The sequence below is a fragment of the Halorarum halophilum genome, assembly GCF_013401515.1.
Taxonomy (GTDB): Archaea; Halobacteriota; Halobacteria; order Halobacteriales; family Haloferacaceae; genus Halorarum; species Halorarum halophilum.
This window is the reverse complement of record NZ_CP058529.1, coordinates 635,578-650,259: the sequence shown is the minus strand read 5'-3', so window position 1 is coordinate 650,259 and position 14,682 is coordinate 635,578. Positions and strand designations below refer to the sequence as shown.

At 68.4% G+C, this 14,682-nt stretch carries 13 protein-coding genes; 7 read left to right on the top strand and 6 right to left on the bottom strand.

The window, feature by feature from the left end:
* Nucleotides 1-54: 54 nt before the first annotated feature.
* The 3 genes from HUG10_RS03425 to HUG10_RS03415 all read left to right on the top strand — a co-directional run bounded on the left by HUG10_RS03425 (nucleotide 55) and on the right by HUG10_RS03415 (nucleotide 3,853).
* Nucleotides 55-1,131, top strand: a complete 1,077-nt coding sequence (locus HUG10_RS03425; protein WP_179168223.1) for a DoxX family protein — start codon at nucleotides 55-57, stop codon at nucleotides 1,129-1,131.
* A 95-nt stretch (nucleotides 1,132-1,226) separates the two neighbouring features.
* The gene (locus tag HUG10_RS03420; RefSeq protein WP_179168222.1) at nucleotides 1,227-1,982 is read left to right on the top strand and encodes a proteasome assembly chaperone family protein; all 756 of its coding nucleotides are present in this window, start codon (nucleotides 1,227-1,229) and stop codon (nucleotides 1,980-1,982) included.
* Nucleotides 1,983-2,389: 407 nt separating this feature from the next.
* Nucleotides 2,390-3,853, top strand: a complete 1,464-nt coding sequence (locus tag HUG10_RS03415) for an RtcB family protein (protein ID WP_179168221.1) — start codon at nucleotides 2,390-2,392, stop codon at nucleotides 3,851-3,853.
* A 155-nt stretch (nucleotides 3,854-4,008) separates the two neighbouring features.
* Here the strand turns inward: HUG10_RS03415 and HUG10_RS03410 are convergent, their stop codons facing one another.
* Nucleotides 4,009-4,371, bottom strand: a complete 363-nt coding sequence (locus HUG10_RS03410; protein WP_179168220.1) for a hypothetical protein — start codon at nucleotides 4,369-4,371, stop codon at nucleotides 4,009-4,011.
* A 90-nt stretch (nucleotides 4,372-4,461) separates the two neighbouring features.
* On the opposite strand from HUG10_RS03410, the gene HUG10_RS03405 reads away from it, so the two are divergent.
* Complete coding sequence (locus tag HUG10_RS03405) at nucleotides 4,462-4,842, top strand: nuclear transport factor 2 family protein (protein ID WP_179168219.1); 381 nt, start codon at nucleotides 4,462-4,464, stop codon at nucleotides 4,840-4,842.
* A complete protein-coding gene (locus HUG10_RS03400; protein ID WP_179168218.1) occupies nucleotides 4,842-5,081 on the top strand; it encodes a hypothetical protein in 240 nt (79 codons plus the stop codon). The genes HUG10_RS03405 and HUG10_RS03400 overlap by 1 nt, the downstream gene beginning before the upstream one ends.
* A gap of 97 nt (nucleotides 5,082-5,178) precedes the next feature.
* On the opposite strand, the gene HUG10_RS03395 is transcribed toward HUG10_RS03400, so the two are convergent.
* On the bottom strand, nucleotides 5,179-6,135 hold the full coding sequence (locus HUG10_RS03395) for a zinc-dependent metalloprotease (RefSeq protein WP_179168217.1): 957 nt from the start codon (nucleotides 6,133-6,135) through the stop codon (nucleotides 5,179-5,181).
* Nucleotides 6,136-6,316: 181 nt separating this feature from the next.
* On the opposite strand from HUG10_RS03395, the gene HUG10_RS03390 reads away from it, so the two are divergent.
* The gene (locus HUG10_RS03390) at nucleotides 6,317-7,696 is read left to right on the top strand and encodes an NAD(P)/FAD-dependent oxidoreductase (RefSeq protein ID WP_179168216.1); all 1,380 of its coding nucleotides are present in this window, start codon (nucleotides 6,317-6,319) and stop codon (nucleotides 7,694-7,696) included.
* 45 nt (nucleotides 7,697-7,741) lie between these two features.
* Here HUG10_RS03390 and HUG10_RS03385 read toward each other — a convergent pair whose 3' ends face one another.
* From HUG10_RS03385 to HUG10_RS03370, 4 genes are all read right to left on the bottom strand, one after another.
* Entirely contained in the window at nucleotides 7,742-8,686 is a 945-nt protein-coding gene (locus tag HUG10_RS03385; RefSeq protein ID WP_179168215.1) for a D-2-hydroxyacid dehydrogenase, read from the bottom strand.
* 56 nt (nucleotides 8,687-8,742) lie between these two features.
* Complete coding sequence (locus HUG10_RS03380; RefSeq protein WP_179168214.1) at nucleotides 8,743-9,456, bottom strand: fumarylacetoacetate hydrolase family protein; 714 nt, start codon at nucleotides 9,454-9,456, stop codon at nucleotides 8,743-8,745.
* A gap of 155 nt (nucleotides 9,457-9,611) precedes the next feature.
* The gene (gene aceB / locus HUG10_RS03375) at nucleotides 9,612-10,919 is read right to left on the bottom strand and encodes a malate synthase AceB (protein ID WP_179168213.1); all 1,308 of its coding nucleotides are present in this window, start codon (nucleotides 10,917-10,919) and stop codon (nucleotides 9,612-9,614) included.
* Between the two features lie 150 nt (nucleotides 10,920-11,069).
* The gene (locus HUG10_RS03370) at nucleotides 11,070-11,435 is read right to left on the bottom strand and encodes a VOC family protein (RefSeq protein WP_179168212.1); all 366 of its coding nucleotides are present in this window, start codon (nucleotides 11,433-11,435) and stop codon (nucleotides 11,070-11,072) included.
* 120 nt (nucleotides 11,436-11,555) lie between these two features.
* Between HUG10_RS03370 and HUG10_RS03365 the strand changes: the two genes are divergently transcribed.
* Nucleotides 11,556-14,585, top strand: coding sequence for an FAD-binding and (Fe-S)-binding domain-containing protein (locus tag HUG10_RS03365; RefSeq protein ID WP_179168211.1), 3,030 nt, complete (start codon nucleotides 11,556-11,558; stop codon nucleotides 14,583-14,585).
* Nucleotides 14,586-14,682 lie beyond the last annotated feature (97 nt).

Genomic DNA, 14,682 nt, shown 5'->3' with positions numbered 1-14,682 from the left:
TCTATCCGTGGACGAAGGTGGGGATTTACGACGGTACCGTGGGAACGTCCAACGATGGCACTTCGACCCACGGTCTGGGGAGTGCTCCTCGGCGTTCTCTCGCTTCCGGGGGTGGCTGCCGCGCACGTCGAGTACGTCACGGAAGCGTCGGAACGCGGTGACCCCGTGGCGTTCCTGGTCGCAGCGCTGGGCGATCCGGTCGTCGTCGGCGCGCTGGCTGCTGGAGCCGTCGCGGTCATCGTCTCGATGGCGGGCTACCTCTGGTTCCAGCCGTTCTCGGCGGACGTCCGGGCCTTCCGTCGGGCGCTCTCCGAGTACGAGGAGTTCCTCCCCTGGCTGTTCCGACTCAGCCTCGGGCTCCCGATGGTGGGGGCCGGGTACGCCGGCTACCTGTTCACACCGCTCGTCACAGACGGCGCCACCGCCGTTCCCGTCCGACCCTTCGGCGTCGCGGTCGGCTTCCTCCTCCTGTTCGGGCTCGCGACCCGGGCGGTCGCCCTCGTCGCGCTCGTCACCTACGTCGCGCTCCTGCCCATCCACCCCGATTTCCTGTTCGCGTTCGAGTACTCGGCCGGGCTGGTCGCCGTGCTCGTGGTGGGAAGTGGTCGACCGAGCGCCGACCACCTTCTCACACGACTCTCCGAGGACGAGGATACCGTCTACTCCCGGATCGACCCGTTCTACAGGCGCGTCGCGGTCCCCTTCGATCGCTGGACGGAGCCGTACCAGCGCTTCGTTCCGACGATCGTCCGTGTCGGGATGGGCGCCGTGTTCGTCTATCTCGCACTCGCGGAGAAGCTACTGGCCCCCGAGGCCGCGCTCGCCGTCGTGGACAAGTACGGGCTGACGACGGCACTGGCGGTCCCTCCGGAGCTGTGGGTGCTCGGCGCGGCGTTCACCGAACTGTTCATCGGCGCGCTGCTCCTCGTCGGGTTCTTCACCCGGGCAGCGTCGGCGGCCGCGTTCGCCGTCTTCACGACGACGCTGTTCGCGCTCCCCGACGACCCCGTACTCGCGCACATCTCGCTGTTCGGTCTGGTCTCGGCGCTGCTGGTCACGGGCGCCGGACCGTTCTCGGTCGACATGACGTCGTTTCTGGCTCCCGACGAGCATGGCGTCCCGGCCGACTGACGCGAGCGGATACGCTCTACCCCTCATCATACAGGGTTCGAAGTCCGACCCCTGTCCGCGTAGAGTTACACGGCCTCGCGTTGTAGGGTAGTGGTATGCCGAGAACAGACACCTTCGCTCGGTTCGAACGCCGTGGAGAGACCACCGCGGAATCCCCGACGCTGATCGTCGGTATGCCGGAAAACGGAGTCGTCGGGAGTATCGTGGTCAATCAGATCACCAAACAGCTAGGGCTCGGCCACGAGGGAAACATCGTTTCGGAGTCGTTTCCGAACGTGTCGACGTTCGGGGAGGGGAAGGTTCGTGATCTGGTGAGGGTGTTTGCCGGCGCCGATCCACCCGTCGTGATACCGCACTGTGATATCGCGTTGCCGATGTCCGCCAGCGCTGATCTGGCGACCTGCGTGGTCAACGACCTCGCCGCGGAGTTCGAACGGGCGATCATCATGGCCGGCGTTCCGGCACCGAGCGAGGAGCAGATCGGCGAGGTCACCGGGGTCGTCACGTGCGAGGAGACGGAGAACGAGCTCCGGGAGGCAGGGGTCCAGTTGGAGCCCAGTGTGGGGTATCTCACCGGGGCGAGCGGTGCGATCTTGGACGAGTGTTATCACGCGAACGTACCCACGATGGCGCTCGTCGTGAAGGCGCACCCGTTCTTCCCGGACCCGAAGGCTGCACAGGCGGTCATCGAGAAGGCGCTGGAACCGCTCGTCGACTTCGAGATCGATACGGGGGAGTTAGAGGAGCAAACCGACGAGATCCGGCGTCAGATGGAGCAGGTCTCGCGGCACTTCGAGCAACTACAGAACAGCCAGGAACGCCGCACTGGGACGTCCTCCATGTACCAGTAGCTCTCGGAGGATCTACCACCGCGTGGTGCCCAGTTCCACGCCTCTTCGCGTTTCAGATCCGGCAGGACCCGAGGCGAGCGCCTGGTGTACGCCGGGAGACCGAATTCAGTTCCGCTGGGGTCGGTACTCAGCAGGTCGCTGCCCCTGTCCCGCCCACCCGTTTTCCGCTCCGCTCTCGTCGTTCGCCGTACGACCGAACAAGGAGGGGCGCGTAGTGGTTCTCTCCCATCACCTCCTCTCTCGATGCCTGGATGCGGCAGAGGTTGTGAATCGAGTGCGTAGATCTCCATCACCAGGCTAACGAGCCGGTGCAGCATCCCTCGTGTGTGCTCCACCGAGAAGCGGTGGGGGGAGCTGGGATTCAGGTTGAGAAACGCTCTTCCGCCCCCGACGTGACTCTTCCAGTAATGAACGAGACACGCGAGTACGACGGAATCCGGCTGGAGAAGCTCCGGGAGCACGTCTGGGAGATCCCGCAGGAGGGAGGGATGAACGCCCCCGCGCGGGTGCTGGCGAGCGAGCCCCTCCTCGAACAGATCGCCGACGACAGGACGCTCCAGCAGCTGAAGAACGCGACGCATCTGCCCGGAATCGCCAAGTACGCAGTCTGCATGCCGGACGGGCACCAGGGCTACGGCTTCCCGGTCGGCGGCGTCGGCGCCACCGACGCGACCGACGGCTGCATCTCGCCCGGCGCCGTGGGCTACGACATCAACTGCGGTGTCCGGATGGTGCGGACCGACCTCACCTACGACGACCTGGAGGGTCGAGAGGAGGAACTCGTCGACTCCCTGTTCGCGAACGTCCCGTCCGGGCTGGGGGGCGGCGGCGTCGTCGAGGGCGATGTCGGCACCGTCGAGTCGGTGCTCGACCGCGGCATGGACTGGGCGCTCGAACACGACTACGCGACGCGGGACGACCTCGCTCACTGCGAGGACGAGGGGCAGCGAACGGACTCGCGTCCGGAGTTCGTCTCTCAGAAGGCGAAGGACCGCGGGAAGAACCAGCTCGGGAGCCTCGGCTCCGGCAACCACTTCCTGGAAGTGCAACGCGTGACCGACGTCTTCGACGACGAGGTGGCGGAGGCGTTCGGCCTCGTCGAGGAGCAGATCGTGGTCCTCATCCACTGCGGTTCCCGCGGCCTCGGCCACCAGGTCTGCTCGGACTACCTCCGGCGGATCGAGCGCGAACACGGCGACCTCCTCGACCGGCTCCCGGACAAGGAGCTGGCCGCCGCCCCCGCCGGGTCCCGCCTCGCCGAGGAGTACTACGGGGCGATGTGCGCGGCGATCAACTTCGCCTGGGTGAACCGGCAGCTCATCACCCACCGAACGCGCCGGGTGTTCGAGCGGGTGTTCGGCGAGGACTGGGAGGACCTCGGCATGGAGCTCCTCTACGACGTCGCCCACAACATCGCGAAGAGGGAAGTCCACGACGTGAACGGCGAGGACCGGGAGCTGTTCGTCCACCGGAAGGGGGCGACGCGGGCGTTCCCCGCCGGCCGCCCGGAAGTTCCGCGGGCGTACCGAGACGTCGGGCAGCCGGTCATCATCCCCGGGAGCATGGGCTCGGGGAGCTACGTCCTCGTCGGCGGGGAGCGATCGCTCTCGGAGACCTTCGGCTCGACGGCCCACGGCGCCGGCCGGACCATGTCCCGAACGCAGGCGAAACAGGAGTTCTGGGGGGAGACCGTCCGGGACGAACTGCGGGACCAGAACGCCATATACGTGAAGGCGCAGTCGGGCGCGACCGTCGCCGAAGAGGCGCCGGGCGTCTACAAGGACGTCGACGAGGTGGTCCGTGTGAGCGACGAACTCGGTATCGGCGACAAGGTGGTCCGGACGTACCCGGTCTGCAACATCAAGGGCTGAGGGCTGACAGGCGGCACGGAACTGCGACCGGGGGGCGTGGTGCCGCGAACCTCGCGCCGACGCGGGAATCGGCGCGAGGAGACGACCTCGAGCGAACCCCGGCGTTCCTCACGTCACGGTGCATCTGGTCCCGGCTTCGGATTTGAACCCTCGGTTCAGTAGAACCCGCCGGTCGGCCCGTCAGGGCTGTCGGGCTGACTCGGGCCGCGTGGGTCGTTGCCCTCCGCGAGTTCGACGTACTCGCTCGGCACACGTGGGTCGAGTTCCTCACCGTTCGCGAACCGGACGAACGAGAGGTAGAACGGCTCCCCGCACCCGTCCTCGCCGGGAACGAGCGTGCCGTCCTCCCCGCAGACGAACCGCACGCCGTCGGCGTCCTCGAACGCCTCGTCCGGAGCGGCGTACTCCCACCCCTCGAACGGGTACGGCGTGACCGCCTTGTCCGCCAGGTAGGCGTCGCGTTCCAGTTCGGCGAGTGCGCCGCAGTGGGGACAGTAGTAGGTGACCGGGAAGCCCATCTCGGCCGAACTACGGCGCTGCGGGACTTCCGCCTGTCGGGCGGCGGACGAACGCGGTTTTCAAGCCCCCCGCGCCCCAGCCTACTGACGATGACACCCGAGGAGACCGTCCGAGCGTACTACGACGCCCTCCGCGACGGTGACCCGCTCGCGCCGTTCTTCGTCGAGTCGCCCGACGTGGTGAAGTTCGGTATCGGGGAGCGCCTGACCGGCTACGCCGACGTGGGGCGGGGGCTGCGCGAACAGACGCGCACGACCGAGGACTGGGTCGTCGACAGTCGGGGGCTGCGCGTCGTCGACCGCGGCGACCACGCCGCCTTCTCCGACGACGTGCACATGGCGTGGTTCGACACGGAGTCGTTCAGCGAGCACGACCACGAGACCCGGTGGAGCGGGACGCTCACGCGCGTCGACGACGACCCCGGCTGGAAGTTCCTCGGGATGCACGTCTCGGTGGAGGTCGACGCCTGATGGTCGGCCCCTCCCTGACGGAGGAGGACCGTCGCGTGGCGAGCAGGCGGCTGAAGGCCGGGTTCGTGCTCCTCGTCGGCCTCTCCGCCGGGCTCGTCTCCTACCAGGCGGGCGCGACCCTGCGGGAGGGAGCGATCGTCGTCGGCGCGGCACTGGCGGTCGGGGCGGCGCTCCTATGGTTCGTCGTCCGCCTCCTCCGCGGGGTACAGTCCCCGACTCAGCGTCGCCCGCGACGGTAGGATGAACGAGGACGAATTCGTCGGCACCGCGTGGGACTGAACGCTGCGGGCCGAGGAACGAGAACTTCGAGAAGAGACGCCCGGGAGACGAAACGCGTTACGCCACGCGCGAGAGCCAGAGTCCCGGTTCGTCGAGTTCCGCGTCGGTGGGGAGGTTGTCCCGGTCCTCCCAGACGAGGCTCGCCGTCGCGAGGTCGCGTTCGTCCGCGACGGCCTCGAAGAACGCCGCGCCGCGCTCGTACTGCTCGCGCTTCATCTCGAACCCCAGGATCCGCTTGAGCAGTCGCGTGAGCGGGTCGCCGCCGCCGCGTCGTTCGTCCAGCTTCCGCCGGAGGTCGGCGTACTCCTCGTCGAACGCCCTGTCCATCAGTAGCTCCGCGTACCCCTCGACTGCGGTCATCGCGGTGTTGAGTTCGCCGAACGCCTCGCGGTCGAGAGTTCCCTCGGAGAGCGCATCCACGCCCTCCTCCATCCGCGCCTCGAGGTACGACGAGAGCCACGGCGCCGCGGAGAACTCAGCAGCGTGAGCGACCTCGTGGAAGGCGATCCAGCGCCGGAACCGCGGGTAACCCACGTCGAGTTCGACGGCGACGCGCTGGATGTTCGGCCGGACGAAGTAGAGGCCGTGGTCGTCGCCGTCGGCCAGCAGCAGCGGATCGTACTGCCCGAGGACGTTGCGAGCCAGGAAGGCGAGCGTCACGGCCATCGTCCCGGAGTTCACCGATCGGGCGATGCCCGGGAACACCCCGCCGCCCTGCTCCTCGAGCGGTCGGAGCACCCGCTCGAACGTGCTGACGTTCGCGTCGATCCAGTGGTGGCGGCTCTGCACCTCGACGGTGTCGGGGAGGTCGAACTGCACGCCGCTCGCCTCCCGGAGGCCGTCGCGGGCGGCGCGAACGTCAGCGGCGATCGCTTTCCGCTCGGCCGGCTCCATCCGAAGGTCCCCCGGTTCCACCCCTCCCTTGGCGGCCTCCGCGACCGCCTCCCAGTCGATGATGCCGCCGGGAGCGTCCGCGGCGTCGGCGATCGCCCGGATGCTCCGCGTGAGGTCCATACACCAACTGGGCGACCGCGGTGGATATGCCTTGTCCTGCCCGACGCCGCCCCGCGCTCGCGTCGTTCGGTATTCGCGTCTGTTCCGCCGCCAGGGTCGCTCGTTCGCGGAATTACGTCACTGGACTGGAAGCACGGACGGTTCGGGGGGTTTAATAGTCGAACGTGGCCCCTTATCGGCCATGGAACGAGTCGACGTCGCAATCGTCGGCGGGGGACCGGCCGGCGCCTCGGCGGCACACGCGGCCGCCTCGCGCGGCGCGTCCGCCCTCGTGCTCGAGAAGGGCGTCCCCCGCGCCGACCGCGAGGGGCTCGGCCCCGACTCCACGGACGCGGCCGGCATCCTCGACTACTGGGTCGACATCATGGACATCCATCCGGACGAGTTCCCCGACGGCGTCTTCCAGCAGGAACTCGACCGGGCGGAGTTCGTGGGCCCCACCGAGCGCTGCACCCTCCGCGCGACCGGTATCGAGTCCTCGTACGACCACTTCGGCTTCACGATGCACCGCGCCCGCTTCGACGACTTCATGCGGGAACGGGCGGAGGAGGCCGGCGCCGACTATCGCGTGAAGGCGTCAGTGAAGGACGTCGAAACCGATCCCGGCGGCGACCCGCGCCACGTCCTCCTCCTGGGGTCGGGCGAGGAGGTCGGCGCGGAGTTCCTCGTGCTCGCGGACGGACCCCAGCGCACCGTGACGAATCGCGTCCTCGATGACTACCTCCCGGCGGACGAGTCCGCGTCCCAGCGCCTTGCCTCGACGAGGAACAACCACATCGCCTACCAGGAGTACCGGCGCTTCCCGAGGGAGGTGTACGAGGAGGTGTCGGGCGGCATCACCTTCTGGTGGGGCGTGATGCCCGGTCACACCGCCTACCCGTGGGTCTTCCCGAACGCGGAGCGCATCTGCCGGGTCGGGTTGACGATGCCGATCGGCATGGACCTCGACGAGGTCGAGGACCGGGACCAGTACGCGCTGTTGCGCCCCGAGGACGACCGCATCCCGACGGGGAAGGAGTACGTCCGCCGCCTCCTCGAACGCGAGTACGGCGACGAGTACGACGTCGAGACGGACTTCCCGCTCGTCGAGGACGCCGGGAAGGCGAGGGGGACCGAGACGTACCCGATCTCCTCGACGAAACCCATCGAATCGCCCGTCGAAGCCGGCGTCGCGGTCGCTGGGGGCGCGATGGGTGCCACCTCGGCATTCCACGAGGGCGGCGACCACGTCGCCGTCAGGACCGGGGCGATCGCCGGGGAACTCGCCGCCGCCGGCGACCTCTCCGGGTACAACGAGCGGTGGCACGAGGCCATCGGGGAGGAGGTCCTGAGGAACGTGGCGATGGCGGAGATGTGCCGCGACTTCGGGCCGGGCGACTGGGACGGGATATTCCGGACGGGCCGGAAGATGCTCGCCGACGAGAAGGGCTTCGGGATGTTCGAACAGCGGTTCGCCGCGGGCTTCGGCGCCATGAAACTCCTCCTCACGTACAGGTGGAACAAGTGGAAGCTCCGCGACCGCCGGTACGTGCAGCTCACAGCGGACGAGTACGTGTACTGAACCGGGCCGACGGGACTCCCGAACCGGACGGACGCCGTCGACGGCTCAGACGACCCTGTTCTCGAGGTCCTCCTCGCCCGCGGCGAGGCGCTCGACGTTGCCGGCGAGGATGTCCGCCACGCGCGCGAAGTACTCCGGCGTGTGGCCGGCGTTATGCGGGGTGATGTGGATGTCGTCGAACCCCCACAGCGGGTGGTCCTCGGGGAGCGGTTCAGGGTCCGTCACGTCGAGGAAGACGCTCCCGACGAAGTTGCGCTGGAGCGCCGAGAGGAGGGCGTCGGTGTCGACGACGGGTCCCCGCGCGATGTTCACCAGCGTCGCGTCCGGCGGGAGCGTCCGGAACGCCTCCGCGTCGATCAACCCCTCGGTCTCGTCGGTGAGCGGACAGGCGAGCACGAGGTGGTCCGTCCGGGCGAGCGCGTCGTGGAGGTCGTCGAACCCGAACACCTCGTCGGTCGGGCCGCCCTTCTCAGGGGAGTAGCGGACCCCCAGTTGCTCCACCCCGAACGGCTCGAGGCGCTCGGCGATGGCCCGTCCGATCGCGCCGAGTCCGACGATGGTCACGGTGGAGCCGTGCAGCTCTCGAGTGGGGTACGCGCGCCACTCGCGGCGGTCCTGCTGGCGGGTCGCGCGCCGGAAGTCGCGCGCCATGGAGACGAGCGCGCCGACGACGTACTCGGAGATGTTCGGCCCGTGTACGCCGGAGGCGTTCGTCACCGCGACGCCGGCCTCGCGGAACGAGTCCAGATCGAGGTGGCCGGTCCCGGCGTACACGCCGGCGAACAGCCGCAGCGACCCGGCGGAGTCGAGCAGCGACTCCGTCGCGGACCCCGGGCCGGTCACGACGTCGGCGTCGGCGACGAGTTCCGACTCCTCCTCCGGCGTCGCCGCGTGGACCACCTCGTGGTCGGGGAGTCGGTCGCGGATCTCCGACGCGTACTCGGTGGCGGGGTGGCCGTGGATCTTCTGTCGCGTGACCAGGATTCGCATGCGCGACGGCACGACGCGGGGTCACTTAGTCGCGCCGGGGTCGGTACGAACCGCCGCTACTCCGCCGCGACCTCGTTGACCAGCGTGCCGATGCCCTCGTACGTGATCTCGACGGAGTCGCCCGGCTCGACCAGACCGGGGTTGGCGGGGCTGCCGAACGCCACCACGTCCCCGGTACGGAGGGTGAAGTGTTCCGAGAGGTAGGAGACGACCTCGTACGGGTCGAACAGCATGAGCTCCGTGTTCGCCTCCTGTCGCCGCTCGCCTGCGACGTCGGTGTACATGTCGATGGCCGTCGGGTCGACCTCGGTCTCGAGCCACGGACCGAGCGGACCGGACCCCGTGAACGCCTTGCGCGCCGTCCGCCCCTGCTGGTCGAGCGCGTCCATATCGTTCATGACGGTGTAGCCCCGGACGTACTCCGGCACCTCAGTCGGCTCGACGTCGGCGCAGGGTTCGTCGATGACGGCGGCGAGTTCCCCGGCGTACGTGAGTTCGTCCGTCCATCGGGGGTACGGGATCGGGTCGCGGTGCCCGAGCAGCGAGTGGGGCGGCTTGATGAAGAAGTCGGGTTCCTCGGGTCGCTCGTAGTCCATCTGGTCGAGCGTCGCCGCGAAGTTCCGGCCGACGCAGAACAGCGCGTCGGGGTCACAGGGCGGGAGGAGGTCCCCCTCGTCGACCTCGTACTCGGCGTCGTCGGCGACGAGTCGACCGTCCCGGTACTCCCCCTCGCGGACGCCGTCGTCGGTGCGTGCACGCGCGAGTCGCATGCCCGTGCCATGCGGCCCCTTCCGAAAGTAGCTCCCGGTTTGGTCCAGTATAACACGGTCGGTCCGGCGTTCCGGCCAGGGGAGTCAATGGGGACCTTGAGCTACACGCCGTAACTCGACGCGGAAAAATCGATCCGAGGGGAGCCGTGCTCCGTTCAGGCGCCGACGTCCGTCGCGCGTTCGACGACGTCCGAGCCGTACAGCTCCTCCAGCTCCTCGTGCTGGTCCGGCCGGTGCTCGTAGACGTCCTGGAACAGCGTGATCGGCGTCTGGGCCGCCTGGTAGGTCGCCTCGTCCCACATCCGGTCCTTGCTGAGTTCGACCTCGATTCCGTCGATGACGACCGTCGCCGACTGGGTCATGGCGATGGCGCCCTTGCCGGACTCCTTGGCCGCCTCGAACTCCTCCATGGAGTCGACGATGTCGTCCATGCTCGGGACGTAGGCGGTCATGTCCACGAGCTTCTCGTGGAGGCCGTCCTCGTCGAGCTCGAACTCGTCGTTGCCGACCTCGAGCTCGTACGTGCCGTCGCTCGCCTCCTCCAACTCGACGGCGTCGCCGTCGTACACCTCGCGACCGTCCTCGGACCGGAGTTCGACCTCCTTCCCGTCGAACCGGAGGAGCCAGCTCCCCTCCTTCGGCGGGAGCGGCGCCTTGTTCGCCACCTCGACCTGGCCGGGGGTCAGCGACCAGATTCCGGTCATCCCCTTCGCCCGGTTCTCCTTCATCCGTTCCCTGTACCCCTCCACGTCGCGGATGTCGTCGTACGGGCCGTCCACCGCGATGAGCCCCGCCGCGCTGGCCCCCCTGGAGGTGTTGTGTCTCAGCTCCGGCCAGGGCGGGAGCTCACCGGTCGGCGTCATCGCGCGCATGTCCTTCGTGTAGTCGACCTCCCCGTCGACGAGCATGAACATCCGCTGCAGGTTGTTCGAGGGCTTGCCCATCTCCTCGCGGAGGTCGCCCATGGCCAGTTCGGCCTCGCCGCTCTCGACGATGACCGACATCGAGAGGCTCCCCTCCTCCAGCCCGTGCTCGCGCTCGACGATGGTGAGGAACTCGTCTGCCTTCTTCCAGTCGTCGATGTCGCCGACCTCCGGGACGACGAACCCGTCGATGTGCTCGACGGCCCCGTTGTCAGGGTCCGCGATCTCCAGCATGTACTGGAACCCCTGGTACCGTGTCGTCGGGTCCTCCCGGTGCCAGACGATGCGCGGGTGGATCTCCCCGGGGAAGTCGGCGCCGTTCTCGGCGACCACCTCGACGATGTTCTCGGCCCCTTCGTCGCGCATGGACGGGGCCGTCGCGTCCTCGTTGTCGGGGATCCAGACGTCCGGAGCCTGCATCCCGCGGAGCTCCGCCGCTCGTCGCAGCATCTTCGCCGAATCGTCCTCGCCCTCCACCGCCGTGGGGGAGGTGAAGAACGTCCTGACGAACTCCCGTTCGTAATTGCGTGACACACTCATGGTATTCGGTTGATTCGTCCCCTGGAAAACTCATAAACGTTGGCCCAGGTGGCACATACTGCGGACGAGTGTCCCGGTTTCCAACTCGCTTCCGAGTGATTCGTTACCCTCGGAGTCGGATCGACCGACGACCGGAAGCGCGCGTGACCGTCACTCCAGCGGTTCGACGAGTTCGACCGTATGGCCGTCCGGGTCCTTCACGAACGCCGTCCGCGCACCGGCGGCCGGCTGGTCGCCCGGCTCCTCCACCACGCCGTGGTGGTCGATGTCGGCGAACGCCGCGTCGACGTCGTCGACCACCACGGCGAAGTGGTCCACGCCCGTTCCGGGATCGAACTCGTCCTCGCCCTCGGTATCCGAGAGCTGGAGTTCGACGCCCCCCTCGTCCGCGACGTAGACGTTCCGGGTGTCGCCGCTCTCGAACTCCCAGCTGTACTCGAACCCGAGGTTCTCATCGTACCACTCGACGGCGGCGTCCGCGTCCGCGACGTTCAGGCAGACGTGCAGGAACTTCATCGTCAGGAGTGGCGAGCGCAAGCGACAAACAGGTTCCGGCGGTGGCAACGCCGTGCGACCGCTTGCCGCGAACGTCATGGTCTACCAAAGGGTTTTGCGCACTGACCTCTGAGAGCGATCATGGCGACGGAGAGGCAGAGCGAGTCGCGGTCGTGGGACACGTCAGCGGCGGCACTCGGCCACGACCGGCCGGACGAGCCGGCGTACGCGGCGCTCGCGGATGATCTCCGCGGGCGTGTCTCCGGGGAGGTCCAGTTCGACGAGTACGCGCAGGTGCTCTACGCCACCGACGGGAGCATCTACCAGGCCAGGCCGGCGGGGGTGGTCTGCCCGCAGGACATCGACGACGTCCAGGCAGCCGTCCGGACGGCGGCCGAGCACGACGTCCCGGTGCTCCCCAGGGGCGCGGGCTCGTCGCTCGCCGGTCAGGCAGTCGGGCCGGGCTGTGTCGTGCTGGACCTGTCGCGGCACATGGACTCCATCCTGGACGTGGACCCGGAGGCGAGGCGGGCGACCGTCCAGCCCGGCGTCGTGCAGGACCACCTCGACGACAGGCTGGCCGAACACGGGCTGAAGTTCGCACCCGACCCGGCGTCGTCCGCGCGCGCGACCGTCGGCGGCGGTCTCGGGAACAACTCCACCGGCGCGCACTCGGTGCGGTACGGGATCAGCGACGCCTACACCGAGGAGCTCGACGTTGTCCTCGCAGACGGCTCCCTGATCCACACGCGCGAGATCGTGCTCGACTCGCCGGAGTGGGAGGAAGTGGTCGGACAACGCGACCGAGAGGCCGAACTGTACCGGACGGTGCGGGGACTCGTCGAGGAGAACGAGGCCGAGATCGAGGAGCGGTACCCCACGCTGAAGCGGTCGGTCTCCGGGTACAACCTCCACAAGGTGATCTACGAGAACGACGCCGGCGAGGAGGTCATCAACCTGAGCAAGCTGTTCGTCGGCGCGGAGGGTACCCTCGGCGTCATCGTGGAGGCGACGGTGTCGCTCGTAACGCGGCCGGAGGAGACCGCGCTCGCGCTCTACTGCTTCGACGACCTGATCGACGCGATGCGCGCGGTGCCGGTGGCGCTCGAGTACCCGGTCTCGGCGGTGGAGCTGATGGACGACGAGGTGTTCCGGCTCGCCCGCGAGTCGACCGAGTACGCCCAGTACGAGGAGCCGATCCCGGACGGGACCGAGGCGGCGTTGATGCTCGAGTGGGACTCGGAGGTCGTCGACGACTTCCAGACCTCGGTCGCCAACACCACGACGGAGTTCGTCACCGAGGGCGCAGCGTTCGACGTGCTCGAGGCGTACACCGACGAGGCGCAGGCGGACCTCTGGAAGCTCCGGAAGGCCGCCATCCCGCTGCTGATGAGCCTCGAGGGCGACCCGAAGCCGTACCCGTTCATCGAGGACGCAACCGTGCCACCCGAGGAGCTCGCGGAGTACGTCCAACAGTTCGAGGAGGTGCTCGCGGACCACGGCACCTCGGCGGCGTACTTCGCTCACGCCGGCGCCGGCACGCTGCACATCCGTCCGATCCTCAACCTGAAGGACGGCGACGGCATCGAGGCGATGCACTCCATCACCGACGACGTGACCGACCTGGTACTCGAACACCACGGGTCGTTCTCGGGGGAGCACGGCGACGGCCTCGCACGGACGGAGTTCAACCCGAAGATGTACGGGGAGGCGCTGTGGGGTGCGTTCCAGGACCTCAAGTCCGCGTTCGACCCGGACTGGCGGATGAACCCCGGGAAGGTGGTGTACACCGACTCGGAGACGGCCTCCGAACGGGGCTACCCGGACTCGGCAGCGGACACTGACATGCGGGAGAACCTCCGCTACGGCGCCGAATACCAGTCGCTCGAACCGCAGACGGCGCTCGACTTCTCGGACGAGGGCGGCTTCTCGCATCTCGTCGAACTGTGCAACGGCTGTGGGACGTGCCGGCAGACCCGCGGCGACGTGATGTGTCCCACATACCGCGCGTCCGAGGAGGAGATCCAGACCACCCGCGGCCGCGCCAACATGCTCCGGGCGGCCATCTCCGGGGAACTCGACGAGGACGAGATCCACTCCGACCGCTTCCAGGACGAGGTGCTCGGGCTCTGCGTCGGCTGCAAGGGGTGCAAGTCGGACTGCCCCACCGGGGTCGACCTCGCGAAGCTGAAGGCGGAGGTGAAACACCAGCACCATCGCGAGGAGGGCGCGGGCGTTCGCGAGCGGCTGTTCGCCGACATCGACTCGGCGAGCCGGCTCGGGTCGGCGCTCGCACCGCTCTCGAACGTCGCGACCAAGGTGCCGGGCGCGCGGTGGGCGATGGAGAAGACGCTCGGTATCGCCGCCGATCGGAAACTGCCGACGTTCGAACGGGAGACGTTCGTGACGTGGTTCGAGGACCGCGGCGGCCCGGCCGTCCCCGAGGCGGAGGCCGAGGCGAGCGTCGTGCTGTTCCCGGACACGTACACCAACTACAGCGCGCCCGAGATCGGCAGGGCGGCCGTCGACGTGCTCGAGGCCGCCGGCTGCCACATGACGGTGCCGACCGACCTGGCCCCATCGGGCCGTGCGGCGTTCTCCAGCGGCTTCCTCGACCGGGCCCGGTCCCGGGCCGAGCGAAACGTCGAGGCGCTGCTCCCGCACGTCGAGGACGGCGCGTCGGTCGTGTTCGTCGAACCGTCGGACGCCGTCATGTTCCAGGACGAGTACCTCGACCTCCTCGACGGCGACGACGTGGAGGCGGTTTCGGCGGCGAGCTACGGCGTGCTCGAGTACCTCGACGTCGGCCGCGCCGACGAACGCATCGAGTTCGACGGGGCCGGCACGTCGCTCGCGTACCACGGCCACTGTAACCAGAAGGCGACGAACAAGGACCACCACGCCGTCGGCGTCCTCCGGCGCGCGGGGTACGAGGTCGATCCGCTGGACACGAGTTGCTGCGGGATGGCGGGGAGTTTCGGCTACGAAGTCGAGCACTACGACCTCTCGAAGGCCATCGGCTCGTTGCTGTTCGACGCGGTCGACGCGAGCGACGCGGGGATCGTGACGGCCCCCGGCGCGTCCTGCCGGACGCAGTTAGGCGACCGTGAAGGAGTCGACGAGCGTCCGCCCCACCCGATAGAGATGCTGTCCAGGGCGCGAGCACGGTGAGGATTCCGGGAAGCGGAGGTAACACCGCCGTACCGACCTCGAAAGCTCGGATCGATTCCGGGGTAGGAACCTCCTAGCGCCCATCGACCGAATTTCG